The 25,431-nt window shown below is 63.3% G+C and carries 24 protein-coding genes, 1 tRNA gene and 1 riboswitch; of the genes, 19 read left to right on the forward strand and 6 right to left on the reverse strand.

All coding sequences use genetic code 11. The features are described from left to right. Positions 1-58: 58 nt before the first annotated feature. Positions 59-167, reverse strand: a riboswitch (ZMP/ZTP riboswitch). Positions 168-405: 238 nt separating this feature from the next. The 10 genes from ydfG to C8K18_RS09480 all read left to right on the forward strand — a co-directional run bounded on the left by ydfG (position 406) and on the right by C8K18_RS09480 (position 7,812). Continuing rightward, positions 406-1,152: a bifunctional NADP-dependent 3-hydroxy acid dehydrogenase/3-hydroxypropionate dehydrogenase YdfG gene (ydfG, locus tag C8K18_RS09435; protein WP_006047858.1), complete on the forward strand. Its 747-nt coding sequence runs from the start codon at positions 406-408 to the stop codon at positions 1,150-1,152. Between the two features lie 58 nt (positions 1,153-1,210). Next, positions 1,211-1,690 carry a tol-pal system-associated acyl-CoA thioesterase gene (ybgC, locus tag C8K18_RS09440; protein ID WP_006047859.1) on the forward strand — a complete coding sequence of 160 codons (480 nt, stop codon included), beginning with the start codon at positions 1,211-1,213 and terminating at the stop codon, positions 1,688-1,690. 157 nt (positions 1,691-1,847) lie between these two features. After that, the gene (gene tolQ / locus C8K18_RS09445) at positions 1,848-2,525 is read left to right on the forward strand and encodes a protein TolQ (protein WP_006047860.1); all 678 of its coding nucleotides are present in this window, start codon (positions 1,848-1,850) and stop codon (positions 2,523-2,525) included. Positions 2,526-2,535: 10 nt separating this feature from the next. Further along, positions 2,536-2,982 (forward strand): protein TolR, encoded by a 447-nt coding sequence (tolR, locus tag C8K18_RS09450; protein ID WP_006047861.1) that lies wholly within the window; start codon positions 2,536-2,538, stop codon positions 2,980-2,982. Then, positions 2,979-3,992, forward strand: coding sequence for a cell envelope integrity protein TolA (tolA, locus tag C8K18_RS09455; protein ID WP_006047862.1), 1,014 nt, complete (start codon positions 2,979-2,981; stop codon positions 3,990-3,992). Before tolR ends, tolA begins: the two co-directional genes overlap by 4 nt. A 135-nt stretch (positions 3,993-4,127) precedes the next feature. Then, the gene (tolB, locus tag C8K18_RS09460; RefSeq protein ID WP_006047863.1) at positions 4,128-5,420 is read left to right on the forward strand and encodes a Tol-Pal system beta propeller repeat protein TolB; all 1,293 of its coding nucleotides are present in this window, start codon (positions 4,128-4,130) and stop codon (positions 5,418-5,420) included. 43 nt (positions 5,421-5,463) lie between these two features. Further along, positions 5,464-5,973: a peptidoglycan-associated lipoprotein Pal gene (gene pal / locus C8K18_RS09465; protein WP_006047864.1), complete on the forward strand. Its 510-nt coding sequence runs from the start codon at positions 5,464-5,466 to the stop codon at positions 5,971-5,973. 19 nt (positions 5,974-5,992) lie between these two features. Then, complete coding sequence (ybgF, locus tag C8K18_RS09470; protein ID WP_029970412.1) at positions 5,993-6,742, forward strand: tol-pal system protein YbgF; 750 nt, start codon at positions 5,993-5,995, stop codon at positions 6,740-6,742. A gap of 278 nt (positions 6,743-7,020) precedes the next feature. Then, positions 7,021-7,096: transfer RNA gene (locus tag C8K18_RS09475), tRNA-Lys, on the forward strand. Positions 7,097-7,437: 341 nt separating this feature from the next. After that, complete coding sequence (locus C8K18_RS09480; RefSeq protein ID WP_107707308.1) at positions 7,438-7,812, forward strand: hypothetical protein; 375 nt, start codon at positions 7,438-7,440, stop codon at positions 7,810-7,812. Between the two features lie 101 nt (positions 7,813-7,913). Here the strand turns inward: C8K18_RS09480 and C8K18_RS09485 are convergent, their stop codons facing one another. Beyond that, positions 7,914-8,579 (reverse strand): VTT domain-containing protein, encoded by a 666-nt coding sequence (locus C8K18_RS09485; protein ID WP_006047867.1) that lies wholly within the window; start codon positions 8,577-8,579, stop codon positions 7,914-7,916. A 193-nt stretch (positions 8,580-8,772) separates the two neighbouring features. Between C8K18_RS09485 and mutL the strand changes: the two genes are divergently transcribed. Further along, positions 8,773-10,908 (forward strand): DNA mismatch repair endonuclease MutL, encoded by a 2,136-nt coding sequence (gene mutL, locus C8K18_RS09490; RefSeq protein ID WP_107707309.1) that lies wholly within the window; start codon positions 8,773-8,775, stop codon positions 10,906-10,908. On the opposite strand, the gene C8K18_RS09495 is transcribed toward mutL, so the two are convergent. Then, complete coding sequence (locus C8K18_RS09495) at positions 10,892-11,311, reverse strand: hypothetical protein (protein WP_107707310.1); 420 nt, start codon at positions 11,309-11,311, stop codon at positions 10,892-10,894. The genes mutL and C8K18_RS09495 overlap by 17 nt on opposite strands. 117 nt (positions 11,312-11,428) lie before the next feature. On the opposite strand from C8K18_RS09495, the gene miaA reads away from it, so the two are divergent. After that, positions 11,429-12,376, forward strand: a complete 948-nt coding sequence (miaA, locus tag C8K18_RS09500) for a tRNA (adenosine(37)-N6)-dimethylallyltransferase MiaA (protein WP_107707311.1) — start codon at positions 11,429-11,431, stop codon at positions 12,374-12,376. Positions 12,377-12,528: 152 nt separating this feature from the next. Here the strand turns inward: miaA and purM are convergent, their stop codons facing one another. Continuing rightward, positions 12,529-13,596, reverse strand: coding sequence for a phosphoribosylformylglycinamidine cyclo-ligase (purM, locus tag C8K18_RS09505; protein WP_006047871.1), 1,068 nt, complete (start codon positions 13,594-13,596; stop codon positions 12,529-12,531). A 150-nt stretch (positions 13,597-13,746) separates the two neighbouring features. On the opposite strand from purM, the gene C8K18_RS09510 reads away from it, so the two are divergent. The 7 genes from C8K18_RS09510 to panB all read left to right on the forward strand — a co-directional run bounded on the left by C8K18_RS09510 (position 13,747) and on the right by panB (position 20,053). Then, the gene (locus C8K18_RS09510; protein ID WP_006047872.1) at positions 13,747-14,823 is read left to right on the forward strand and encodes an AI-2E family transporter; all 1,077 of its coding nucleotides are present in this window, start codon (positions 13,747-13,749) and stop codon (positions 14,821-14,823) included. A 71-nt stretch (positions 14,824-14,894) separates the two neighbouring features. Continuing rightward, positions 14,895-15,638 carry a DnaA regulatory inactivator Hda gene (gene hda, locus C8K18_RS09515; protein ID WP_029970417.1) on the forward strand — a complete coding sequence of 248 codons (744 nt, stop codon included), beginning with the start codon at positions 14,895-14,897 and terminating at the stop codon, positions 15,636-15,638. Continuing rightward, complete coding sequence (locus C8K18_RS09520) at positions 15,631-16,317, forward strand: HAD family phosphatase (protein ID WP_006047874.1); 687 nt, start codon at positions 15,631-15,633, stop codon at positions 16,315-16,317. The genes hda and C8K18_RS09520 overlap by 8 nt, the downstream gene beginning before the upstream one ends. Then, positions 16,314-17,915 carry a polynucleotide adenylyltransferase PcnB gene (gene pcnB / locus C8K18_RS09525; protein WP_006047875.1) on the forward strand — a complete coding sequence of 534 codons (1,602 nt, stop codon included), beginning with the start codon at positions 16,314-16,316 and terminating at the stop codon, positions 17,913-17,915. Before C8K18_RS09520 ends, pcnB begins: the two co-directional genes overlap by 4 nt. A 78-nt stretch (positions 17,916-17,993) precedes the next feature. Next, positions 17,994-18,527, forward strand: coding sequence for a 2-amino-4-hydroxy-6-hydroxymethyldihydropteridine diphosphokinase (gene folK, locus C8K18_RS09530; protein WP_006047876.1), 534 nt, complete (start codon positions 17,994-17,996; stop codon positions 18,525-18,527). Then, positions 18,524-19,204 carry a deoxynucleoside kinase gene (locus C8K18_RS09535; protein ID WP_053857538.1) on the forward strand — a complete coding sequence of 227 codons (681 nt, stop codon included), beginning with the start codon at positions 18,524-18,526 and terminating at the stop codon, positions 19,202-19,204. The genes folK and C8K18_RS09535 overlap by 4 nt, the downstream gene beginning before the upstream one ends. 33 nt (positions 19,205-19,237) lie before the next feature. Beyond that, positions 19,238-20,053, forward strand: a complete 816-nt coding sequence (gene panB, locus C8K18_RS09540; RefSeq protein ID WP_107707312.1) for a 3-methyl-2-oxobutanoate hydroxymethyltransferase — start codon at positions 19,238-19,240, stop codon at positions 20,051-20,053. 30 nt (positions 20,054-20,083) lie between these two features. Here the strand turns inward: panB and pabB are convergent, their stop codons facing one another. From pabB to dnaK, 3 genes are all read right to left on the reverse strand, one after another. After that, positions 20,084-21,976 (reverse strand): aminodeoxychorismate synthase component I, encoded by a 1,893-nt coding sequence (gene pabB, locus C8K18_RS09545; protein ID WP_107707377.1) that lies wholly within the window; start codon positions 21,974-21,976, stop codon positions 20,084-20,086. Between the two features lie 25 nt (positions 21,977-22,001). Then, entirely contained in the window at positions 22,002-23,141 is a 1,140-nt protein-coding gene (gene dnaJ / locus C8K18_RS09550; RefSeq protein WP_006047880.1) for a molecular chaperone DnaJ, read from the reverse strand. Positions 23,142-23,410: 269 nt separating this feature from the next. Next, a complete protein-coding gene (gene dnaK / locus C8K18_RS09555; protein WP_006047881.1) occupies positions 23,411-25,369 on the reverse strand; it encodes a molecular chaperone DnaK in 1,959 nt (652 codons plus the stop codon). Positions 25,370-25,431: the final 62 nt, after the last annotated feature.

Genomic DNA, 25,431 nt, shown 5'->3' on the forward strand with positions numbered 1-25,431 from the left:
AGTCGCCGCACACGCAAGGCAGGACAGCCACCGTCAGCGCAGATGAATGCGCGCGGATCACGGCTGCCCAGGCGAACGGCAAAACGGCACCCCGCGCTTCACGGTGGGTTTTTCCACCTTGAACCCGATTGTCAAAACCGGTTCTATCGCCAGTCACGCAGGGATGAGCGCGTTAGTTTATTGGAAGAGGATCGAATAGGCAACCGGCTTTCGGCCGCCGCAAAGGGCGCCGAAAAAGACCCGGCAGAAGGCCCGACAGGCAGTGCCGAACCGTGCCGCGAAAGCCTGTCCCGCGGCGGCTGCGCAGTTCTCGCGACGCAACTGCTCCGGCTCGTTGATCCTTGCCGCAGCGCCGCATTGGAAGTAGGCTTGGGGCCTTTCTCTCCTACCGACCAGGGAACTGCAATGATCGTGTTCGTCACCGGGGCGTCCGCAGGATTCGGCGCCGCCATCGCTCGTGCCTTCGTGAAAGGCGGCCACCGCGTCGTCGCCACCGCCCGCCGCAAGGACCGCCTGCAAGCGCTCGCCGACGAACTCGGCGACGCTCTCCTGCCCTACGAGCTGGACGTGCGCGACCGCGCGGCCGTCGAGGCGGTGCCCGCCTCGTTGCCGGCCGACTTCGCCGCCATCGACGTGCTCGTCAACAACGCCGGCCTCGCGCTCGGCGTGGAGCCGGCTCATAAAGCGAGCCTGGACGAATGGCAGACGATGATCGAAACGAACTGCACCGGGCTCGTTCAGGTCACGCATGCACTGTTGCCCGGCATGGTCGAGCGCAACCGCGGCCATGTGTTCAACCTTGGCTCGGTCGCGGGCCACTGGCCTTATCCGGGCGGCAACGTCTACGGCGCGACGAAGGCATTCGTGCGGCAGTTCAGCCTGAATCTGCGTGCCGACCTTGCCGGCACCGCGCTGCGCGTGACCGACATCGAGCCAGGCCTGTGCGGCGGCACGGAGTTCTCGAACGTGCGATACCGCGGTGACGACCAGAAGGCCGGCAAGGTCTACGAGAACGTGCAGCCGCTCACGGCCGAGGACATCGCCGATTCGATCTACTGGATCGCCACGCGCCCGGCGCACGTCAACATCAACACGATCGAACTGATGCCGGTCGCGCAATCGTTCGCCGGTTTGAGCGTTCATCGCGGCTGAGGCCCGCCAGGCCGCGCGCACATCTTGAAACAGACCTCGCGGTGTGCGTTCCGGTAAAATGCGCCGCATGAATATGACGACAAGCCAGCCAGGCGCGGAAATCGGCCACACGTGGGGCATCCGCGTGTATTACGAAGATACCGACGCCGGCGGCATCGTGTTTTACGCGAACTACCTGAAGTTCTTTGAACGGGCGCGCACCGAATGGCTGCGCGCCTGCGGGATCGACCAGAACCGGCTCGCGGACGAAACGGGCGCCATTTTCATCGTCCGTAGCACGGCGGTCGATTATCGGGCGCCGGCACGTCTCGACGACGTGGTGAAAGTCGTCAGCCGCATCGAGCGCCTCGGCAAGGCATCCGTCGACTTCGTGCAGGAAGCGTGGCGCGACGGCACGTTGCTTGCTACCGGCTCGATCCGGGTCGGCTGCGTCGAGCGCACAGCGCTGCGCCCCGCCGCTATTCCTTCGCCGGTGCTGGCCGCTTTGCGGCGCGGACCCGGCGTCAGCGAGGGCGGCGTGTCAACGAACGCAGGCTGACTCCCGTTGTTACGGCGCCAGTGAACTCGCATCGATCAAGCAGCACCAAGCATGGTTCGGCTTGCGTCACCGCCGAAGCTTCCGTTTTGCTCACGGCAAGCTTCGTGTGGCCTTGCAAAGCCGGACGCCCCCTTTCGGGACGATAAAACGAACCTTTATGAACACTACACAAGATCTGTCGATCGTTTCTCTCGTACTCAATGCGAGCCTGCTGGCGCAGGCCGTCATGGCCCTCCTGCTGCTGCTGTCGCTGTTGTCGTGGACTTTCATCTTCCGCAAGTGGTTTGCGATCCGCCGGGCGCGCGCGCAAACTGAGCGTTTCGAACGCGATTTCTGGTCGGGCGGCGACCTGCAGGCGCTGTATCAAAGTGCCGCGAATAACCGTCACACCATCGGCGCGCTAGAGCGAATTTTCGAATCCGGCATGCGCGAATTTCTCAAGGGCAAGGAGAAACGCCTGAACGACCCGGGCGCGATTCTCGACGGCGCGCGCCGTGCAATGCGTGCCGCGTTCCAGCGTGAAATGGACGTGCTTGAGGCCAACCTCGCGTTTCTCGCGTCGGTCGGTTCGGTCAGCCCGTATATCGGTCTGTTCGGCACGGTCTGGGGGATCATGAATGCGTTTCGCGGACTCGCCAACGTGCAGCAGGCCACGCTTGCGAACGTCGCGCCGGGCATCGCCGAGGCATTGACCGCCACCGCGATCGGCCTCTTTGCCGCGATTCCCGCGGTGGTCGCGTATAACCGCTACGCGCACGACATCGACCGTCTGGCGATCCGCTTCGAGACCTTCATCGAAGAGTTCTCGAACATCTTGCAGCGCCAGGCGCACTAAGGAGTCCACGATGGCAGGCTCTCGCTCCTCCAGCATGCGCGGCGGCCGCTCGCGCCGCGCGATGTCCGACATCAACGTCGTGCCGTATATCGACGTGATGCTCGTGCTGCTCGTCATCTTCATGGTGACCGCGCCGCTCGTCGCGCCGTCCATCGTCAATCTGCCGACAGTCGGCGGCGCCGCGCCGCAGCAGCAAACGCCGCCCGTGATCGTCAACATTCGCGCGGACGGCAACATGAGCGTCAAGTACAAGGACGACGCGGGCGCGCAGCAGCAGGAGGACATGACGAAAGCCGGGCTTAACGGCTTCATCGCCGACCGCGCGCAGTCGCATCCCGATCAGCCTGTCGTGATCGCCGCCGACAAGACCGTGAAGTATGAAGTCGTGATGAATGTGATGTCCGAGCTCAAGGCTCGCGGCGTCAAACGCGTTGGATTGCTCGTCAAATCGCAATGATCCGTAAGAACACCGACTATCCGCTCCAGCCACCGCGTGAACGCGGCACCGGGCGAGCCTTTGCGTTCGCGCTGGTGATGCATGCGCTGCTCGGGTTCTTCCTGTATCACGGCATCCAGTGGCAAAACAGCACGCCCGAAGGTGCCGAAGCGGAACTGTGGACCGAGGTGCCGGACAGCGTGATTCCGCGCCCGGTCACGCCGCCGCCCGTACCTGTTGCGCCTGCTCCGCCGGTGCCCGACGAACAGGCCGACATCGCGCTGCAGGAAAAGAAGCGCAAGCAGCAGGAAGCGGCGCGCGAGGCGCAGCTCGCGGAACAGCAGCGTCAGCAGAAGCTCCAGGCTCAGCAGGAAGCCGAGGCTAAGCGCGAGCAGCAACTCGCGGCCGAACAGGCAGCGCAACTGGCTGCGCAGAAGGCCGCGGCGGCGAAGCAGAAACAACTGCAACAGCAGCAACAGGCGGACAAGCTCAAGCAACAGCAACTGGCCGAGCAGAAAAAGCAGCAGCTGAAAGAACAGCAGGACGAGCAGCAGAAACAGGCCGAAGCCGAAGCGCAGAAGAAGGCTGATGCGCAAAAGGCGGCCAAGGCAAAGGCGCAAGCCGAAGCCGCGGCGCAGGCGAAGAAACTCGACGCGGAACGTCGCGCGCGCCTCGCGCAAATGCAGGGCATGGCCGGGCCTCCGGGCTCGACCGGCAATGGCCTCGGCAAGAGCGGCACGGGCAGCGGCTCGGGCGGCAATGCGGCATCGCCCGGTTATGCGGACAAGGTTCGGCGCGTGGTGCGGCCGAACATTTCGTGGGGTGGCGAGACCGAGGGTCTCGAGACCGTGATCGCCGTTCGTTGCTCGCCGACCGGCACGCTGTTGAGCGCGACCATCGCGCACAGCAGCGGCAATGCGGCGTGGGACGATGCCGCGCTGCGAGCCGTTCAGCGTTCCGATCCGATGCCTCAGGACATCGACGGAAAAACGCCGGGGAGTTTCAGGATCACGTTGCGGCCGGCCGGTTGACGGCAGCCTGACAGTGGGTGACAGCAGGCCCCGCGCCCCTTTCGGCGCGGCGCACTCGGGAACGAAATAGTTGTTTTCCGGTCTGTCTGCTGTCGCGAAGCTTTAGTAAAACCGTTTTTGGGGAATCCATACAGCATGAGTTTGATGACCAAGCTAGGCCTGCGGACACTTGTAGCGTCGTGCCTGATCGCCGCCGGCGGCGCCGCGAACGCGCAACTCAACGTGCTCGTCACGGGCGTCGGGTCCACCCAGTTTCCGATCGCAACGGCGAACTTCGCCAATGAAGCGAACTCGCCGCAGCAGGTCAGCACCATCGTGCGTCAGGACCTGCAGCGCAGCGGCAAATTCACCAACATCGACGCGGGTTCTGCGCCCGTTCCCGAAACGGCTTCCGTCGATCTCGGAAGCTGGAAGGCGAAGGGCGCGAATGCGTTCGTGGCCGGCAGCGTGAACCGCCTGCCGAACGGCCAGTACGAAGTGCGCTTCAAGCTGTACGACACGGTCAAGGGCGAAAGTCTCGGCGGCCTCGTGCTGGTGAGCCCGGAAAGCGGCCTGCGCATGAGCGCGCATAAAGTGGCCGACTACATCTACGCCAAGCTGATGGGCGGCCGCGGCGCGTTCGCCACGCGGCTGTCGTATGTCATCAAGAGCGGCAACCGCTATCAGTTGCAGATTTCGGATTCGGACGGCCAGGACGCGCACATCGCGCTGTCGAGCCCCGAGCCGATCATCTCGCCGGCATGGTCGCCTGACGGCACCAAGGTCGCTTACGTTTCGTTCGAGAAGAAGAAGCCGATCGTCTATATTCACGATCTGCCTACGGGCCGCCGCATCGTCGTGTCCGATCAAAAGGGCAATAACAGCGCGCCCGCATGGTCGCCGGACGGCCGCACGCTCGCCGTCGCGCTCTCGCGCACCGGCAACACGCAGATCTTCGCGGTCAATGCGGACGGCAGCGGCCTGCGCCGTCTAACACAGGGCAGCTCGATCGACACCGAGCCGACCTTCTCGCCCGACGGCCAGTCGATCTACTTCACGAGCGACCGCGGCGGCCAACCGCAGATCTACAAGATGTCGGCGCAAGGCGAAAGCGCCGGCGGCGCACAGCGCGTCACGTTCACCGGCAGCTACAACACGAGCCCGCGCGTGAGCCCGGACGGCAAGCAACTCGCGTATATTTCGCGCGTCGGCGGCGGCTTCAAGCTGTATATCCAGGACTTGCAAGGCGGAACCGCCACGGGCCTGACGGACACGACACATGACGAATCGCCGAGCTTCGCGGCGAACGGTCAGTACATTCTTTACGCCACTCAGGTGAACGGCCGTGGCGTATTGGCCGCGGTTTCGACCGACGGTCGCACCCGGCAGGTCCTGTCAGTGCAGGGAGGCAGCGTACGCGAGCCGTCCTGGGGCCCTTTCATGCAATAACGTTGACGCAATAACTGATGCAATAACACAAGGAGAGTACAAAATGATGTCCAAACTTCGCTTCGCATTTGCAGTCCTCATGGTCGGCGCATTGGCCGCGTGTCACTCGGGCGTCAAGCTCGACGAAAACGCTAACAAGGGCGGCGCAGTCTCGACGCAGCCGAACCCGAACGATGTCGCGCAAGTGAACGTCGATCCGTTGAACGACCCGAACAGCCCGCTCGCGAAGCGCAGCATTTACTTCGACTTCGACAGCTACTCGGTGAAGGACGACTACCAGTCGCTGCTGCAGCAACACTCGCAATACCTGAAGAGCCATCCGCAACGCCACGTGCTGATCCAGGGCAATACCGACGAGCGCGGCACGAGCGAGTACAACCTGGCACTCGGCCAGAAACGTGCTGAAGCTGTGCGCCGTTCGCTGTCGCTGATGGGCGTGACGGACTCGCAAATGGAAGCCGTGAGCCTCGGCAAGGAAAAGCCGCAAGCCACGGGTCATGACGAATCGTCGTGGGCACAGAACCGCCGCGCCGACCTCGTGTACCAACAGTAAGTAACGGGTGATGAGCCGAATGACGCATCGTTTCTCCTGGCTGCGATTTGCCGCAGCGGCCTGCGTCGCGGGCACGGTCTTTACGGCTGTGCCCGCGCACGCCGGCATCTTCGACGACGATCAGGCCCGCCAGGCCATTCTCGATCTGCGGGCGAAGACCGATAGTCTGTCGAGCCAGTTGTCGGCAGCGCAGCGCACGATCCTCGATCAGTCCAACCGTCTCGACCAGTTGAATCAGCAGGTCGCGACGCTGCGCGGGCAGAACGAGGACATGGGCAATCAGCTCGCCACGCTGCAAAAACAGCAGAAGGACTACTACACCGACCTTGACACGCGCCTGAAGAAATTCGAGCCGCAGCAGCAAACGGTCGATGGTGTCCAGGGCGAAGTTCAGCCGGGCGAAACCGATGCGTTCAATGCGGCTTCACAGCAGTTCCGCAACGGCGACTTCAAGAACGCGGCGGCGTCGTTCCGTAGCTTCATCGCCAAGTTTCCGAGCAGTCCGTATCAGCCGACCGCGCAGTACTGGCTCGGCAATGCGCTGTATGCGCTGCGCGATTACAAGGGCTCGACGGCGACCTGGCAGGGTGTCGTGAAGAACTATCCGCAGCATCCGCGGGCGCCGGAGGCGTTGCTCGCAATTGCGAACAATCAGCTCGAGCAAGGCCAGAAGGCTGCGGCCAAGAAGACGCTCGAGCAGATCGTCGCGCAATACGGCGGATCGGACGTCGCACAGTCCGCACAGAGCAAGCTGTCGCAGATCAAGTAGGCGGTTTGGTGGTCGTCGCGTTGGCGTAGCCGGTCGTTGAGCAGTTGAGTTTTTGCTTGAGTCGTTGCTTGAGTTGTCGCTTGAGTCGTCGGCTGTAACGCGCAGTGTCTGCAAAGTGTCAGAAAGATAGTCACGCGCGCCTCTCGCTGGAAAGCCCGGGTCTCCACATCGGAAGCCCGGGCTTTTCACTATCCGGATTGCTTCGCACAGTCATTGGCGGATGCGCGGAATGGGTTGACAGCCCCTTCGGGCCGTCGATATAATTTCGCTTCTCTTTTGGGTCGTTAGCTCAGCTGGTAGAGCAGCGGACTTTTAATCCGTTGGTCACAGGTTCGAATCCCGTACGGCCTACCAAAAGATTCAAGGGCTTACACGCGTCAGCGTCGTAAGCCCTTTTCTTTTTGCGTCGCAGTTTCTCTGCTCGCTCCAGAAACGCCCAAGCCCGAACCCAAGTCCAAGCAAAGCCCAAAAAAGCAGAAGCCTCCGCTCAACTCTCTGCACTTTTCCACAGCACCCCAACGCCCGTTCACCAACGCAACTTCGCACATTCCGACAACGCTACGGACTCCGAACGTCAGCATTTATTGAGACATAAAGACGTGCAATGATCGCCGCAGTCTGACTCAGCCGCTGTCAAGCAGCGCAGGCAGACGCTCTCGCAACACCGCAACGTGCGGCGCTTTCATTCCATCGATATGACCAATTTTCTGTTCGATCTCGCCTCGAATCTTGCGTTGCTGGCAATGGTGCTGGTTGCATGCCATCTGTGTAATCGTCTGATACCGGGCGCTGCGCTAAACGGTTCGCGCGTCTTTGCCGCGCTCGTGTTCGCCGCGGTGCTGCTCGACGCGGCCCTCACCTTTCTCGTGTTCGCGGACGCCCGAACCCGTTATGGCCAGTTCAGCACGTCGACGGCGTTTTTTACGCGTAGCGCGGCGTACGCGCTCGCTGTCGTTGCCGCGTTTGTCTGGAGCAGTCGCAGCCGTCGCAACGTGCTCGCGAAAGCAGGCGCGGACAAAGCGCTCGTCATCCCGACATCGCCGTACACGGAATCTCATTTGCCGATGTGAACCGCCGCGTCCTTAACGTGTCGGTGGTCGCGCAAAATAAAAACGGCGTCGCGTAAAATCGCGACGCCGTTTGTTCATGCAGAAACCTGAGCGATGCCGGTTTAGCTCGGCTTCGACGCGTTCTTGCGCGTCATCTTCCACAGCGCGCCGAGCACGACCGGCACAATCGCCGCGCCAATGCCGACCAACACGATCACATTCAGGTATTGGCGGATGAACGGAATGTTGCCGAAGAAATAGCCGAGCAGTACGAGCAGCAACACCCAGAACAGCGCACCGGCGATATTGAAAAGCTGGAACCGGCTGACCGTCATCTCCGACGCACCGGCGACAAACGGCGCAAACGTGCGCACCACCGGAATGAAGCGCGCGAGCACGATCGTCTTGCCGCCGTGCTTTTCATAGAAGTCGTGCGTTTTCTGCAGCGCGCGCCGATCCAGGAAACGCTCGAGCATGGGAATGCGCGAGTTGAAAACCTTGGGACCGATCGATCGTCCGATCATGTAGTTGACGGTATTGCCGGTCGTTGCCGCGACGAACAGCAGCAGAATCAGCAAACCGAGATTCATCTGTCCAGCCGCGCAAAACGCGCCGCCGATGAACAGCAGCGAATCGCCCGGCAGAAACGGCAGAATCACAAGCCCCGTTTCGCAGAACACGATCAGGAAAAGGACCGCATAGACCCAGGCGCCGTACACGTGGATGAATTCCCCAAGGAACTTGTCGATGTGCAGCACGAGGTTGGCGAGATGTAGCAGCGTGTCCAAAAAGCGTCCTTTATCAAGCGAAAATGAGCGTGGCGGGAAAATCCGGCGGAGTTTTACTGGCGATCGCGGCAAGCGTCGCCGACCCCGCAAATTGACCGCGTCATGATACAGAAAGTGCCCGGTCGATCCTGGAAAATCTCCGGCACGTTTACGCCATTCCAGGACGGCCGCGCCGAATCGCTATAATTTCGCCATGTCCGAATTCCCCGAAACGCCCGCCCGCGCCGACGCCTCCGCCGCTGCTGCCAGCACACAGAGCACGCCGAGTGCGCCGGGCACGCCCGCGCCGCGGCCGCTGCGCGCGATCCAGCCGCTGCCCGATCAGCTTATCAGCCAGATTGCCGCCGGCGAGGTGGTCGAGCGGCCGGCATCGGTCGTGAAGGAGTTGCTGGAAAACGCACTCGACGCAGGCGCGCAGACGTTGCGCATCATGCTCGATGAAGGCGGCGTCAAACGTATTTCGATTACCGACGACGGCTGCGGCATTCCCGAGAACGAACTGGCGCTCGCGTTGATGCGCCACGCGACCAGCAAGATCCGCTCGCTCGCCGAACTCGAGGCAGTGGCCACGCTCGGGTTTCGCGGCGAGGCGCTCGCGTCGATTGCATCGGTCGCGCAAATGACGATCACGAGCCGCACGGCCGATGCGCCGCACGCGATGCGCGTCGATGCGCAAACGGGTGTGCTGAGCCCCGCCGCAGGCACGCAAGGCACCACGATCGAAGTGCGCGAGCTGTACTTCAACACGCCGGCGCGCCGCAAATTCCTGAAGAGCGAACAGACCGAACTCGGGCATTGTCTCGAGCAGATTCGACGCGCCGCGCTGGCGCGTCCGGACGTCGCGATTTCGGTGCTGCATAACGGCAAGGCGGTCGAGCATTGGAACGCGAGTGAACCGCCGGTCCGGGTCGCGAAGATACTCGGCGAAACTTTCGCGACTGCTCATCTACCGCTCGACGAGTCGGCCGGCCCGCTCGCCGTCTACGGTTGCGCGGGTCTGCCGACCGCAAGCCGCGGGCGCTCGGATCAGCAGTACTTCTTCGTCAACGGCCGTTTCGTGCGCGACAAGCTGCTCACGCACGCGGTGCGCGCCGCTTATGAAGACGTGCTGCACGGCGATCGTTATCCGTCGTATGTGCTGTTTCTCGATCTGCCGCCCGAAGCGGTCGATGTGAACGTGCATCCGTCGAAGATCGAAGTGCGCTTCCGCGATTCGCGCTCGATTCATCAGTTCGTTTTTCACGCGGTTCAGCGGGCGTTGGCGCGTCATGCGGGCGCGTCGCCCGAAACGACGGCGGGCGGGCATGCGGCGCATTTGCAGGCGTCGGCGGGCGGAGCGGTTTCGTTGGGGACCCCGGCGTTTGGGGCGTCGTCCTTTGGCACGTCGCCGTCTGGCGCGTCGCCCATTAGCGGGGCGGGGTTTGGCGCGTCAGCGTCAGCCGCAACCGGTGCAGGCGGTGCCGCAGGCGGCTTCGGTGGGAACGCACCGAGCGGTGCGGTGGGCAGCGGCTTCAACGCGTCGCAGCCGGGCAACACCTGGATGCGCCAGTCGCGCATGACGCAGGGCACGCTGCCCGTCGCGCAGCCGCTCGCTTTCTACGACGCGCTGTTCGGCCGCAAGGACAACAGCGGGGTCGCGCAGCAAGGCGCGACGCTTTTCGAAGCACGCGATTCCGCCGCCGAAGGCGCGTCGCCGTATAACACGTCGGCGCCCTACGCCTCGCCCACGTTCAATCCCGCCGACGATCAGCCACTCGGCTTCGCGCTCGGCCAGATTCACGGCATCTATGTGCTCGCGCAGAATGCGCACGGGCTCGTGATCGTCGATATGCACGCCGCGCACGAGCGCATTCTGTACGAGCAGTTCAAGAATGCGCTGGCCGATCGCACGATCGCCGTGCAGCCGCTTCTGATTCCGCAGACGATGCAGGCCGATGCGGTTGAAATCGGCACCGTCGATGAAGAGCGCGACACGCTCGATGCACTCGGCTTCGATCTCGCCGTGCTGTCGCCGACCACGCTCGCCATCCGTGCAGTGCCGGCGCTGCTGAAAGACGCCGATTTGCAGGCGCTGGCGCGCGCGGTGCTGTCCGATCTGCACGCGTACGGCGGCTCGCGTGTGTTGACCGAGCGTCAGCACGAACTGCTCGGCACGCTCGCATGCCATCACGCGGTGCGCGCGAACCGGCGTCTGACGCTCGATGAAATGAACGCGCTGCTGCGGCAGATGGAGGCGACCGAACGCGCCGATCAATGCAATCACGGGCGTCCGACGTGGTATCAATTGACGCTGTCCGATCTCGATCGGCTGTTCATGCGCGGGCAGTGACGGTGGGGGTTTTGGTGCGCGTGGTGGGCTCGATGGTCTTGACGCGCGCGACGCCCGCGATGTTCTCGATGCGCCTGATGTTCTCGATGCGCTTTGTACGCTTGGTCCGCTCGATGGTCCTGATGCGCGCGACGCCCGCGATGTTCCCGATGCGCCTCATGCTCTTGATGCGCTCGATGTGCTTTGTGCGCTCGGTCCGCTCGACGGTCTTGATGCGCGTGACGCCCGCGAAGTTCTCGATGCGCCTCAACCCCTCGATGCTCTTGATGCCCGCGACGCGCTCGATGCCCTTGATGCCTTCGATGCTCTTGATGCCCGCGACGCGCTCGATGCCCTTGATGCCTTCCATGCGCCTGATGTTCTCAATGCGCCTGATGCGCTCGATGCGCTTAACGCCCTTCATGCCTTTGGCGCCCTCGATGCTCCCGACGCCCGCAACACACCTGATGCGCTCCACGCACGCAACCCCCTTAATACGCTCAACGCCCCCAGCGTCCGACTCTCCCCCGCCGGCCCGCCCATGACCGCCCGCCCCCCCACGCCCATCCCCTGCCTACTCGGCCCGACCGCCTCAGGCAAGACCGCAGCCGCGCTAGCACTGGCCACCCGGCGCCCAATCGAAATCGTCAGCGTCGATTCCGCACTCGTCTATCGTCAGATGGACATCGGCACCGCAAAGCCGACCGCCGAAGAACGCGCGATCGCGCCGCATCATCTGATCGATATCGTCGACCCGGCCAACGCCTACTCAGCCGCCGAATTTCGCGCCGACGCGTTGCGCCTCACGGCCGAGATCCAGGCGCGCGGCCGGCTGCCGCTGCTGGTGGGCGGAACGATGCTGTACTACAAGGCGCTCACGCAGGGGCTCAACGACTTGCCCGCCGCCGATCCCAACGTGCGCGCGCAACTGGACGCCGACGCCGCGCGCGACGGCTGGCCGGCGCTGCATGCGCGCCTCGCCGCCGTCGATCCCGCGACAGCCGCGCGCCTCGCACCCAATGACTCGCAGCGCATCCAGCGCGCGCTCGAAGTCTTCATGCTGACCGGCGAGGCGATGTCGACGCTGCTGGCCGCGCCCGCGCGCACCGACGATGCCGCGGCCGATTGGCGCTTCGTGCCGATCGCGCTCGAGCCTTCCGACCGGAGCGTGCTGCACGCGCGCATCGAGCGGCGTTTCGACGCGATGCTGGAAAACGGTTTCGTCGATGAAGTGGTGAAGCTGCGGGAACGCGGCGATCTGTCGCCCGAGATGCCGTCGATGCGTTGCGTCGGCTACCGGCAAGTCTGGGAATATCTGGACGGCGCGGTCGACTATGCAACCATGCGCGACAAAGGCGTGTTCGCGACGCGGCAATTGTGCAAGCGGCAGCTCACATGGCTGCGCAGCATGGACGAGCGCGTGGTGGTGGACTGCTGCGATCGAGAAGCAACGGCGCGCGTGCTCGAGGTGATTGAAGCGTTGACGTAAAGCGTAAAGCGTAAAGCGCGGGATATGAAGCAACGCCGTGAGGCGCGAAAAGCGTGAAAGCAAACCGGCGAAAGCAAACCGGCAAACGCAAGCCGGCAAATCACAGCCCGCGCGGCGCAATCCATCGCAACGCCGCGCGAACCACCGACCTTTTAAACCACAACCGTCTGCGCTTCACCCGCAGCGCTTTCGCGAATCACGCCGATCTTCCACACCTGCTCGCCGGCCGCCGACAACAGACCGATCGCGGCATCTGCGTCCGCAGCCGACACGACGACTGCCATGCCGATCCCGCAATTGAACACGCGATGCATTTCCGCGTCCGCGACGCCGCCGTGCTTTTGCAGCCACGAGAACAGCGGCGGCAGCGGCCAGCCACGATGATCGAGTTCGGCCGTCAGACCTTCGCGCAAAACGCGCGGAATATTTTCGACGAGCCCGCCGCCCGTGATGTGCGCCATGCCCTTCACGGCGATCTGCTGCATCAGCGCGAGGAGCGGCTTCACGTAGATATGCGTGGGCGCCATCAACGCGTCGGCGAGCGAACGGCCGTCGAAATCCGCGTTCAGATCGGGCTGCGCGCGCTCGATGATCTTGCGCACGAGCGAAAAACCATTCGAGTGGATGCCGCTCGAAGCGAGGCCCAGCACGACGTCGCCGGGGGCGATCGTGCTGCCGTCGATAATCTTGCTCTTTTCGACCGCGCCGACCGCGAAGCCCGCCAGATCGTATTCGCCGTCGGGATACATGCCCGGCATTTCAGCGGTTTCGCCGCCGATCAGCGCGCAGCCCGCCAGTTCGCAACCATAAGCGATGCCCTTGACCACGGTCGCCGCCGTGCCCACGTCGAGCTTGCCGCACGCGAAGTAGTCGAGGAAAAAGAGCGGCTCCGCGCCTTGCACGAGAATGTCGTTCACGCTCATCGCGACCAGATCCTGGCCCACGGTGTCGTGCTTGTTCAACTGAAAGGCGAGGCGCAGCTTCGTGCCCACGCCGTCCGTGCCCGACACCAGCACGGGTTCCTTGTACCGCTTCGGCACCTCGAACAGCGCGCCGAATCCGCCGATGCCGCCCAGCACGCCGTCGCGCATCGTCTTTTTGGCAAAGGGCTTGATTGCGTCGACGAGAGCGTCGCCCGCGTCGATGTCCACGCCAGCGTCCCGATACGACAGACCTTGGGCCGAATCAGTGGAATTCGGGGCGGATTTCGGTTGATTCATGGGGGGAGCGCTCGAAGGTCGGTAAAATGCGATTTTACCCGATGCCGATCGAGAGTTGGCGCTTCAGCGCTTACTCCGGTCCCATAGAGAGTTGCCGGCCGGCTGGCTGGAATTTGATCATCCGGTTCCGACGACACCAGGGAAACAACTTTGCAACAGAATTCCTCGATACTGACTCCGGTGCAGCGCCGCGCCTTCATCTGGCTCGCTATTGCGCTCGGCGTCGGCATTCTGCTGTGGCTGCTGAGTCCGGTTCTCACGCCCTTTCTGCTCGGCGCGATTCTCGCCTACATCCTGCAGCCCGGCGTCGCGTGGATGGTGCGCCGGCGCGTGCCGCGCGCACTCGCCGCCTTGCTGATGATGCTGCTTTTCACGTTGCTGATGACGCTGCTGGTGCTGCTCGTGTTCGCCGTCATCCAGAAGGAAGGGCCGCAGTTGCGGCAGCAGGTGCCGCAGCTTTTCGCGCATGTGAATGCGTGGCTGCAACCCAAGCTCGCCATGCTCGGCCTCGCCGATTCGCTCGACTTCGCGAGCGTGCGCGACATGGTGATGGGTCAGCTTGAAGGCAGTGCGCAGACGGTCGCACGGTATGCGTGGACGTCGATCGTGACAAGCGGCAACGTCATGATGACCGTGGTCGGCAATCTCGTGATGGTGCCGCTCGTGCTGTTCTATCTGCTTTACGACTGGAACCGCATGCTGCTGCGCATGCAGAGCGTGGTGCCGCGGCGCTGGCTCGACAAGACGCTGCAACTCGCGCGCGACATGGATCAGATGCTGTCGCAATACCTGCGCGGCCAGTTGCTCGTGATGGGCGTGCTCGCCGTGTTCTACGCGGCCGCGCTCAGCATCGCCGGCTTCGAGATTGCGTTGCCCGTGGGCATTTTCACGGGGCTCGCCGTGTTCATTCCGTATATCGGCTTCGCGACCGGTCTTGCGCTTGCGCTGCTCGCGGCGCTGCTGCAGTTCGGCAACTGGTACGGCTTCGGCGCGGTCGCGCTGATTTACGGCGTCGGGCAGATCGTGGAGAGCTTTTATCTCACGCCGCGTCTCGTCGGCGAGCGAATCGGCCTGCACCCGCTCGCGGTTATCTTCGCGCTGCTCGCGTTCGGGCAGTTGTTCGGCTTTTTCGGCGTGCTGCTCGCGCTGCCGGTCAGCGCGATTCTGTCGGTGGCGATGCGCGAGTTGCGGCAAAGCTATCTGCAAAGCACGCTCTATAACAATTGATGTTCTGCTCCGGCGTCCCGGCTCAGCGGGACACTTCGCGGCTTCAGCCTTACTTTCGGCATTAACCTACTGTGCTTCGTCAACTGACGCTCGATCTCGGCACGCCGCCGCCATCGACATTCGACAATTTTTTCGCCGGCGCGAACGCCGAGCTGGTCACGCGCCTGCGTGAGCTCGATAGCGCGCTCGCCGCCGGGCCGGTCGCCGATCGCACGTTCTACATCTGGGGCGAAGCGGGCAGCGGCCGCACACATCTGCTGCAAGCACTCGTGCACGAAGCGCCGCGCGGACATGCGCGCTTCGCCGGTCCGCAAAGCAGCCTCGCCGCGTTCAGTTTCGATCCGCGCGTCGCGCTGTATGCAATCGACGATTGCGACGGCCTCTCCGCCGCGCAGCAGGTCGCCGTGTTCAATCTCTTCAACGAAGTGCGCGCGCATCCGACCAGCGCGCTCGTCGCCACCGGCAACGCGCCGCCGATCGGCATGACGGTGCGCGAAGATCTGCGCACGCGGCTCGGCTGGGGCCTCGTGTTCCATCTCGCGCCCTTGCCCGACGAAGGCAAAGCCGCCGTGCTGAAGCACGCGGCCCGCGAGCGCGGCATCATGCTCGCCGACGACGTGCCCGCCTATCTGCTCACGCACTTTCGCCGCGACATGCCGAGCCTGATGGCGCTGCTCGACGCGCTCGACCGCTTCTCGCTCGAACAGAAGCGCGCGGTCACGCTGCCGCTCTTGCGCACGATGCTGGCTTCGCCCGGCCAGGACGGCCCCGCCGCGTCGTCCGCCGCTTCAAGTAAAATAGACCCCCATGGCTAATCTCGCACTCTTCGACCTCGATCACACGCTCATTCCCACCGACAGCGACCACGAATGGGGCCGCTTCATGGTGAAACACGGCATGGTCGACGCCGAAAACTTCGCCCGTGACAACGACCGCTTTTACGCCGACTACAAGGCCGGCAAGCTCGACATTCACGCCTATCTGATCGCCATGCTCACGCCGCTCGCCAAGTACACGCGCGCGCAACTCGCGGACTTTCACGCGCAGTACATGCATGAAGTGATCACGCCGGCCATCCTTCCGGCGGCGGTCGAACTGGTCAAGCGGCACCGCGAAGCGGGCGACCTGTGCTGCGTGGTCACGGCCACCAACGAATTCATCACCCGTCCCATTGCGAGCGCGTTCGGCGTCGACACGCTGATCGCCTGCGAAGCGGAAACCGTCGACGGCCAGCCGCATTCGGCCTACACGGGCCGCCCCACCGGCACGCCGAGCTACAAGGAAGGCAAGATCGTGCGCACCGAGGCATGGCTCGCATCGCTCGGCAAAAGCTGGAGCGACTTCGAGCACAGCTATTTCTACAGCGATTCGCACAACGACATTCCGCTGCTCGAAAAGGTCACCGACCCAATCGCGACCAATCCGGACGACACATTGCGTGCTCATGCACAAGCCAAGGGCTGGCGCATCCTCGAACTCTTTCAACCCCAGTGATCAAAAAACTCATTCGCAAGCTATTCGGCCAGGACACAGCATCCGCCGACGACACGCTGCCGGCTGAAGCCGACGCAGACGAAACCGGCAGCGCACCGGCACACCATGCACAAGGCGCCGCGGGCGCGGGCCGCGCGCGCCGCAAGCCGGCTCGCGGCGGCGCGTCCACCAAACCACAGGTGCCGGACCCCGACGTGCCGGTCATCATTCCGCACGACGTGCACGGCATCGACCCCACGCTGATCTCGCGCAACGCGATTCGCGTGACCGAAGGGCTTCAGCAGGCGGGGCACCGGGCGTTTATCGTCGGCGGTGCGGTGCGCGATCTGCTGCTCGGCATCAAGCCGAAAGATTTCGACGTCGCGACCGACGCCACGCCCGAGCAGGTGCAGAAGCTGTTTCGCCGTGCGCGCATCATCGGCCGCCGGTTTCAGATCGTGCATGTGCAGTTCGGCCAGGAAATCATCGAAACGTCGACGTTCCGCGCGCTGGTCGATCCGCCCGCCGCTGACGCTGCGCCGCCGCGGCGCCTGAAGCGCGACGAGCTCGATCGCCGCACGCACGCGGTGGACGCGAGCGGCCGCGTGCTGCGCGACAACGTGTGGGGCGAGCAGCACGAAGACGCCACGCGCCGCGACTTCACGATCAACGCGATGTACTACGATCCGGCCACGGAGACCGTGCTGGATTATCACAACGGCATGGCCGACGTGCGCGCGCGTCTGTTGCGCATGATCGGCGATCCGGCCACGCGTTATCGCGAAGATCCGGTGCGCATGCTGCGCGTCGTGCGTTTCGCGGCCAAGCTCGACTTCGAGATCGAAGACGCGACGCGCGACCCGATCGCGAAAATGGCCGATCTGATCAACAACGTGCCGGCCGCGCGTCTCTTCGACGAGATGCTGAAGCTCATGCTGTCCGGACACGCGCTCGCCTGTCTGAAGCGCTTGCGCCAGGAAGGTCTGCATCACGGACTGTTGCCCTTGCTCGACGTCGTGCTCGAGCAGCCGACCGGCGAAAAATTCATCACGCTCGCGCTCAACAATACCGACGCACGCGTGCGCGCCGGCAAGCCAGTGTCGCCGGGTTTTCTGTTTGCAACACTTTTGTGGCACGACGTACAGCAGCGCTGGCAGAAATTCGAAGCGAACGGCGAGTATCCGGTGCCCGCGCTGCATCGCGCGATGGACGAAGTGCTCGACATGCAGACCGAGAAACTCGCTATCCACAAGCGTTTTTCGTCCGATATGCGCGAGATCTGGGGCTTGCAGTTGCGCCTCGAAAAACGTTCGGGAAGAAGCGCGCTGAAGCTGCTGGAACACCAAAGATTTAGAGCGGGGTATGATTTCCTCCTGTTGCGCTGCGAATCGGGCGAACTCGACGAGTCGGTCGGAGCGTGGTGGACGGAGTTCATCGAAGGAGACATCGCGGCGCGTGAGGCATTGCTCACGCAAGGCGGGAAGGACCGAAGCCCCAGAAAACGACGGCGGCGCGGCGGTGGCGCCAGAAACCGCAAACCGGGCGACGGAATGGAGGGCGGCACGCCAGCCGAACGCACAGACGCCGAAGCGGGCCACGACAGCCCGCACGAAGACTGAAGCAGCGTTCGCTAACGCAGCGCTGGTTCATGCAGCGTCGGCTGAAGCCGTCGAACGATAGTTGCAGGAAGTTATGCCATGACGGTTGCTTATCTCGGCCTCGGCGCGAATCTCGGGGACGCGCGCCAGACCCTGAAAGACGCGGTGGTGTGCCTCGCACAACAGCACACCATCACCGTGCTCGCCAAGTCGAGCCTGTATCGCACTGCCCCGATCGACGCGGGCGGTGACGACTATTTCAACTGTGTCGTGAAGATCGACACGACGCTCCCCGTGCGGCATCTGCTTGCGCTGTGCCACAAGATCGAGCATCAGTTCGGCCGTGAACGGCCCTTTCGCAATGCACCGCGCACGCTCGATCTGGACATCCTGCTCTTCGGCGATCAATCCATCGACGAAGCCGACTTGATCGTTCCGCATCCCCGTCTTGTCGAACGCGCGTTTGCGCTGGTTCCGCTCGTCGAGATCGACGCCGCGCTGATCATTCCGCGGCATGGCCGCGCTGACGCGCTGCTCGACGGCGTACGCGAACAACGCATCGAGAAGGTCAAAGGGCCTTGCCAGTGCCCGACGCTCAACGCCCTCAACGCCGGCAAAGGCCGCTGCGAATGAATTCACCGCCACTCACCGTCACCGCGCCGCAATTGCGGCCTCCGTTCGGCTATCTTGCGATCGAAGGGCCGATCGGCGTCGGCAAGACATCGCTCGCGCGGCGTCTCGCGCAACGCTGGTCGATGCAGGAATTGTTCGAGCGGCCCGAAGACAATCCCTTCCTCGAACGCTTTTATCGCGACACCACGCGTTATGCGTTGCCCGCGCAATTGCATTTCGCGTTGCAACGCGCGCAGCAGGCGCAGGACGTGAACGCGGTACAACTGGCCGGCACGCCGCTCATCGCCGATTTCATGACGCAGAAGAACGACATCTTCGCGCGTCTCACGCTGCAGGAAGACGAGTGGCATTTGTACCGCGCGCTCGCCGCGCGGCTCGAAGTGAGCGCGCCGGCGCCGGACTTCGTCGTGTATTTGCAGGCGAGTCCCGAGGTGCTGTTCTCGCGCATTCAGAAGCGCGCGGTGCCTATGGAATTGCAGATTTCCGACGCCTATCTGCATGCGCTCTGCGACGCGTATAACGAGTTCTTCTATCACTACGACCGCACGCCGGTGCTGACGGTCAACGCCGAACATCTGAATCCGCTCGACTCCGACGCGGACCTTGCGCTGCTCGCCGAACGCATCGAAACCATGCGCGGCCGCAAGGAATTCTTTGTCAAAGGCACGTCGCTTTAAGCGGCGCGCGCCCCTCTTTCAACGGATCGACCCATGACCTATTTGCAGGAAGCGAGCCGGAACGCGATCACCGTGCCGAAACTGCAGGCAATGCGCGATGCGGGCGAGAAAATCGCCATGCTCACCTGTTACGACGCGAGCTTTGCGGCGCTGCTCGATCGCGCGGGCGTCGACGTTTTGCTGATCGGCGATTCGCTCGGCAACGTGCTGCAAGGGCAGACCACGACGCTGCCGGTGTCGCTCGCCGATATTGCGTATCACACGGCCAGTGTGGCGCGTGCCCGGCCGTCGGCGTTGATCGTCGCCGACTTGCCGTTCGGCACTTACGGTACGGCGGAACAGGCGTACCGAAGCTCCGTCGAACTGATGCGCGCCGGCGCACAGATGGTGAAGCTGGAAGGCGGCGAGTGGCTTGGCGACACCGTGCGCTTTCTGGTCGAGCGCTCGATTCCGGTGTGCGCGCATGTTGGACTGACGCCGCAGTCGGTGCATGCGTTCGGCGGCTTCAAGGTGCAAGGCAAGACCGAGGAAGGCGCGAACCAGTTGCTGCGCGATTCACTCGCGATGCAAGCGGCGGGCGCGCAGCTCATCGTGATGGAAGCCATTCCGACGCTGCTCGCCAGCGAAGTCACGAAGCAGTTGCGTATTCCGACGATCGGCATTGGCGCCGGGCTCGATTGCTCAGGTCAGGTGCTGGTGTTGCATGACATGCTGGGGATTTTTCCCGGCAAGCGACCGCGCTTCGTGAAGGATTTCATGCAGGGCCAGCCGAGCATTCTCGCGGCGGTTGAAGCCTATGTGCGTGCGGTGAAGGATGGGGCGTTTCCTGGGCCCGAGCATACGTTTTGAGGGTTTGGGTGGCGCGGGATTAGGACCGTTCTAACGGATAACCCGCGCCGGCAGCGCTCCGCGCAGCGCATTGCAGATCATCAGCGCTTCGGCGTTCAACAGATCCGCCTGCGTCAGCACTCTTTCTTTCGCCTGCAAGCTCGCGTCGTCCTCGAGCAGCACGCTTCGCATCACGCCCGGCAACACGCCCGACCCGAGCGGCGGCGTCCACCACTTGCCCGCCAGCTTCACAAACACGTTCGACCGCCCGCCTTCCGTCAACTCGCCTCGTTCGTTGAAGAACAGCGTGTCGAACGCGCCTTTCGCCTCGGCCTCGCGCCAGCCGCGGTCATATTCGGCGCGGCGCGTGGTCTTGTGGTGCAACAGCGGATCGCCGGATTGCATCGTCGGGAAGCCGTGATCCGTTGCGAGCAGCACGCCGACCGTCGAGTCGGCCAACGGCGTCAGGATCGCAGCCGTGATCTGCGTTGCGCCATTCTTGGCTAGTGCGAGACGCATGCGATGCGCAGTCTTTGCAGGCAACGCCGCGCATTGTTCCGCAATCTGTGCGCGCACGGCTTCGGCATCGAATGGAAAGCCCAACGCCGCGGCACTTGCCGAGAGTCTCGCGAGATGGCGCGACAGATAACGCACCCCATCTTCGCGCGTCGCGTGCATGGTTTCGAACAGTTCGAATCCCGGCTCAGCGCCGGTCAGAAAGCGCGCTTTCAATCGACACTCCGCGTATTCGTCTTCGGCGACGCTGTCGAGCACGATGCCCGCGCCGATGCCCATCGTGCCGCGCAACGAGCCTGCTTGCGCCGACGGCTTCAACGTCAGCGTGCGAATGGCGACCGACATGCAGAAGTCGCCGCACGCATTTCCACCCGAGCCCGCCGGTTCCGACGCGGCCGCGTCCAGCCAGCCGATCGCGCCGGTATAGAGTCCGCGCGGCGTGCTCTCGAGTTCGTCGATCAACTGCATCGTGCGATGCTTCGGCGCGCCGGTGATCGAGCCGCAAGGAAACAGCGCGCGCAGTATGCCGGCGAACGACGTGCCGGGCCGCAAAGCGGCCTCCACCGTCGACGTCATCTGCCAGACCGACGCATATGGCTCGACCGAAAAGAGCGCCGGCACCTTGACCGAGCCCGTCTGCGCGACACGCGACAAATCGTTGCGCAACAGATCGACGATCATCACGTTCTCGGCGCGATTCTTCGGATCGCTGCCAAGGAATTCTGCGACGCCGCGATCCGTTGCGGGATCGTCCGAGCGCGGCGCCGTGCCTTTCATCGGACGGGCGCGCAACGTAGCGCCCTGCTTCTCAACGAACAGCTCGGGCGAACACGACAGCACCCACGCGCCGCCCGGCAGTGCGATCAACGCGCCATAGCGGACCGGCTGCCGCGCCCTCAACCGCCGATACAGCGCGACGGGCGAGCCGAACACGTCGAAGCCAAGACGGTATGTGTAGTTGACCTGATACGAATCGCCGGCGTGCAGCGCGCTGTGAATCGCGCCGATCGCCGCGTTGAACTGCTCGGGCTCGACGCTCTCGCGCACATTCGCCGTGCCCGCCACCGACGGCTCAGCAAGACCCCCGTCTTCGTTCACGAGCCACGCGTCGACTGCATCGCGCGAAAGTTTTTCGCAACGTTCGAACAATAAAAAACGCAGCGTGGCATCGCCATGCTGCGTTTTGAACGACGGACCCGATTCCCCGTCGAGAAGATGCCGGCCGAATTCATAGTCGGCGAGCACGACGGCATGCAGACCGAGCCGCGCGTCCGCTACCGCGGCTTCGCACACGGCTTCGAGCTGCGCGGCGTTCGCGCACACGCGCTCATGCACGAGGCGCGTGTACAAACGGCTTGAGCGGCGCGCCGCCGACGCGTCGCAATCATCGAGCAATGCAAACACTGCGCCGCGCTCATCTGCCGTCATGCTGACCGCCAACCTCAAACCGCCATTAATCGAAGAAGCTCTTCACCCGGTCGAACCAGCTCTTGCTTTGCGGGCTATGCCGCGCGCCGCCTTCCACCAAGGCCTTCTCGAATTGCTTGAGCAGATCGCGCTGCGGTTCGGTGAGCTTGACCGGCGTTTCGACCTGCACATGCACGTACAGGTCGCCGGGAATGCTCGAACGCAGGCCCTTGATGCCCTTGCCGCGCAACCGGAACGTCTTGCCCGATTGCGTGCCTTCGGGCACCGTGAAGCTCGCGCGGCCGGCAAGCGTCGGCACTTCGATCTCGCCGCCCAATGCTGCCGTGGTGAACGGAATCGGCATCTGGCAATGCAGATCGTCGCCGTCGCGCTCGAACACCGAGTGCTGCTTGATGTGAATCTCGACGTACAGATCGCCCGACGGTCCGCCGTTGATGCCCGGTTCGCCGTTGCCGGCGGAACGGATGCGCATGCCGTCGTCGATCCCTGCCGGAATCTTCACTTCGAGCGTCTTGGTTTCCTTCACCTTGCCCGCGCCGTGGCAGTGACCGCAAGGCTCGGGAATATAGGTGCCGGTGCCGTGACACTTCGGACACGTTTGCTGAATGCTGAAGAAGCCTTGCGACATGCGCACCGCGCCCGAACCGCTACAGGTCGGACAGGTTTCCGGCTTCGTGCCGGGTTTCGCGCCCGAGCCGTGACAGACTTCGCACGAGACCCAGCTCGGCACGCGGATCTGCGTTTCGTAGCCGTGCGCCGCCTGCTCGAGCGTGATTTCCATGCTGTAGCGCAAGTCGGCGCCGCGATACACCTGCGGGCCCGCACGGCCACCGCCGCGCGCGGCGCCCCCGGCCGCCTGGCCGAAGATGTCGCCGAAGATATCGCCGAACGCATCGGCAAAACCGCCGAAGCCTTGCGCGCCGGCTCCGCCCATGTTCGGATCGACGCCCGCGTGACCATACTGGTCATACGCGGCGCGCTTTTGCGAGTCCGAGAGCATTTCGTAGGCTTCCTTCACCTCCTTGAAATGCTCTTCCGCATCCTTGTTGCCCGGATTGCGGTCGGGGTGATGCTTCATCGCCAGCTTGCGATAAGCCTTCTTGATTTCGTCGTCGCTCGCGTTCTTTGCGACGCCCAGAACCTCGTAGTAATCCCGTTTCGCCATATCGGTTCAACGCCCCTCGCGCAATGCCGCGCGGTGGCTCCTCTTGAATGCTGGAGTCTCACGACTCGTCCGGCCGCTGTTTCATGCCGCCTGAATACGGCAAAAAACAACGCCCTCCATAAAACAAATGTGCCCGGAGAGCCTAAAAGGCTCGCCAGGCGTGATAACCGCTCTTGCACGTTCCCGCGTCCGGATGGGCGCGGTCCCTTGTGCAGCCGGGCCGCACACAAAACCCGTGTGCGGCTTTACGGTCGGAATGCGACCTGGCTTTAGTCTTTCTTGACTTCCTTGAAGTCGGCGTCGACCACATCGTCCTGCGGCTGGCTCGCGCCACCCGCCGATGCACCCGCGCTCGCGCCCGCCGCGCCTGCTGCCGCAGCTTCGGCACCTTGCGCAGCCTGCATGTCGGCGTACATCTTCTCGCCCATCTTCTGCGAGGCCGTGGCCACTGCTTCGATCTTGGCTTCGATCGCCGCCTTGTCGCTCGAACCGCTCTTCAGCGTTTCTTCGAGGTCCTTCAGCGCGGATTCGATCTTTTCCTTCTCGGCAGCTTCCAGCTTGTCGCCGTATTCGGTGAGCGCCTTCTTCGTGCTATGGACCAGCGCGTCGCCCTGGTTGCGGGCATCGGCCAGCTCACGCAGCTTGTGATCTTCTTCCGCGTTGGCTTCGGCGTCCTTCACCATCTTCTCGATTTCGGCTTCAGACAGACCCGAGTTCGCCTTGATCGTGATACGGTTTTCCTTGCCGGTCGCCTTGTCCTTCGCGCCGACGTGCAGAATGCCGTTTGCGTCGATGTCGAAGCTCACCTCGATCTGCGGCGTGCCGCGCGGTGCCGGCGGAATACCTTCCAGGTTGAACTCGCCGAGCAGCTTGTTGCCCGCTGCCATTTCGCGTTCGCCCTGATACACCTTGATCGTCACGGCGCTCTGGTTGTCGTCGGCCGTCGAGTAGACCTGCGAATGCTTGGTCGGGATCGTGGTGTTCTTGTTGATCATCTTCGTCATCACGCCGCCGAGCGTTTCGATGCCGAGCGACAGCGGGGTCACGTCGAGCAGCAGAACGTCCTTGCGGTCACCCGACAGAACCTGACCTTGAATCGCGGCGCCAACGGCCACGGCTTCGTCCGGGTTCACGTCGCGGCGCGGGTCCTTGCCGAAGAATTCCTTAACCTTTTCCTGCACCTTCGGCATGCGGGTCATACCGCCGACCAGAATCACGTCGTCGATTTCGCCGACCTTCACGCCTGCGTCCTTGATCGCCACGCGGCACGGTTCGATCGTGCGTTCGATCAGCTCCTCAACCAGCGCTTCCAGCTTGGCGCGCGTGATCTTCAGATTCAAATGCTTCGGACCCGACGCGTCAGCCGTGATGTACGGCAGGTTGATTTCGGTCTGCTGGCTCGACGACAGCTCGATCTTGGCCTTTTCAGCCGATTCCTTCAGGCGCTGCAGCGCGAGCACGTCTTTCGACAGATCGACGCCTTGCTCTTTCTTGAACTCGCCGATGATGTAGTCGATGATGCGCTGGTCGAAGTCTTCACCGCCGAGGAACGTGTCGCCGTTCGTGGACAGCACTTCGAACTGCTTCTCACCGTCGACGTCCGCGATTTCGATGATCGACACGTCGAACGTACCGCCGCCCAGGTCATACACGGCGATCTTGCGGTCGCCCTTCTCGTTCTTGTCGAGACCGAACGCGAGCGCGGCTGCGGTCGGTTCGTTGATGATGCGCTTGACTTCCAGACCGGCGATGCGCCCCGCATCTTTGGTTGCCTGACGCTGGCTGTCGTTGAAGTACGCGGGAACCGTGATCACGGCTTCGGTGACCGGCTCGCCGAGGTAGTCTTCAGCGGTCTTCTTCATCTTGCGCAGCACTTCCGCGGAGATCTGCGGCGGAGCGAGCTTCTGATCGCGCACTTCGACCCATGCGTCGCCGTTCTCGGCCTTCATGATCTTGTACGGCATCAGGCCGATGTCTTTCTGAACTTCCTTCTCTTCGAAGCGGCGGCCGATCAGGCGCTTCACCGCGTACAGCGTGTTCTTCGGGTTCGTGACCGACTGACGCTTGGCAGGCGCGCCGACGAGAATCTCGCCGTCTTCCATATACGCGATGATCGACGGCGTGGTGCGCGCACCTTCCGAGTTCTCGATCACCTTGACCGAATTGCCTTCCATGATCGCCACGCACGAGTTGGTCGTGCCGAGGTCGATACCGATGATTTTGCCCATTTTTACTAATCTCCTGACTTTGATCGCTGCGGGAAGCGCCCTGTTTGCCGTTCGGCGGCAAG

Source organism: Paraburkholderia sp. GV068 (assembly GCF_003058125.1).
Classification (GTDB): domain Bacteria; phylum Pseudomonadota; class Gammaproteobacteria; order Burkholderiales; family Burkholderiaceae; genus Paraburkholderia; species Paraburkholderia graminis.

Excerpts from the sequence above, each read along its gene's own strand:
- tolQ (WP_006047860.1), top strand. The coding sequence starts at position 1,848 with ATGAACACTACACAAGATCTGTCGATCGTTTCTCTCGTACTCAATGCG.
- tolA (WP_006047862.1), top strand. The coding sequence starts at position 2,979 with ATGATCCGTAAGAACACCGACTATCCGCTCCAGCCACCGCGTGAACGC.
- miaA (WP_107707311.1), top strand. The coding sequence starts at position 11,429 with ATGACCGCCCGCCCCCCCACGCCCATCCCCTGCCTACTCGGCCCGACC.
- panB (WP_107707312.1), top strand. The coding sequence starts at position 19,238 with ATGACCTATTTGCAGGAAGCGAGCCGGAACGCGATCACCGTGCCGAAA.
- purM (WP_006047871.1), bottom strand. The coding sequence starts at position 13,596 with ATGAATCAACCGAAATCCGCCCCGAATTCCACTGATTCGGCCCAAGGT.
- pabB (WP_107707377.1), bottom strand. The coding sequence starts at position 21,976 with ATGACGGCAGATGAGCGCGGCGCAGTGTTTGCATTGCTCGATGATTGC.
- folK (WP_006047876.1), top strand. The coding sequence starts at position 17,994 with ATGACGGTTGCTTATCTCGGCCTCGGCGCGAATCTCGGGGACGCGCGC.
- ybgF (WP_029970412.1), top strand. The coding sequence starts at position 5,993 with ATGACGCATCGTTTCTCCTGGCTGCGATTTGCCGCAGCGGCCTGCGTC.
- dnaK (WP_006047881.1), bottom strand. The coding sequence starts at position 25,369 with ATGGGCAAAATCATCGGTATCGACCTCGGCACGACCAACTCGTGCGTG.
- C8K18_RS09480 (WP_107707308.1), top strand. The coding sequence starts at position 7,438 with ATGACCAATTTTCTGTTCGATCTCGCCTCGAATCTTGCGTTGCTGGCA.
- mutL (WP_107707309.1), top strand. The coding sequence starts at position 8,773 with ATGTCCGAATTCCCCGAAACGCCCGCCCGCGCCGACGCCTCCGCCGCT.
- C8K18_RS09495 (WP_107707310.1), bottom strand. The coding sequence starts at position 11,311 with ATGAAGGGCGTTAAGCGCATCGAGCGCATCAGGCGCATTGAGAACATC.
- tolB (WP_006047863.1), top strand. The coding sequence starts at position 4,128 with ATGAGTTTGATGACCAAGCTAGGCCTGCGGACACTTGTAGCGTCGTGC.
- tolR (WP_006047861.1), top strand. The coding sequence starts at position 2,536 with ATGGCAGGCTCTCGCTCCTCCAGCATGCGCGGCGGCCGCTCGCGCCGC.
- C8K18_RS09520 (WP_006047874.1), top strand. The coding sequence starts at position 15,631 with ATGGCTAATCTCGCACTCTTCGACCTCGATCACACGCTCATTCCCACC.
- ydfG (WP_006047858.1), top strand. The coding sequence starts at position 406 with ATGATCGTGTTCGTCACCGGGGCGTCCGCAGGATTCGGCGCCGCCATC.
- C8K18_RS09535 (WP_053857538.1), top strand. The coding sequence starts at position 18,524 with ATGAATTCACCGCCACTCACCGTCACCGCGCCGCAATTGCGGCCTCCG.
- ybgC (WP_006047859.1), top strand. The coding sequence starts at position 1,211 with ATGCGCCGCATGAATATGACGACAAGCCAGCCAGGCGCGGAAATCGGC.
- dnaJ (WP_006047880.1), bottom strand. The coding sequence starts at position 23,141 with ATGGCGAAACGGGATTACTACGAGGTTCTGGGCGTCGCAAAGAACGCG.
- pal (WP_006047864.1), top strand. The coding sequence starts at position 5,464 with ATGATGTCCAAACTTCGCTTCGCATTTGCAGTCCTCATGGTCGGCGCA.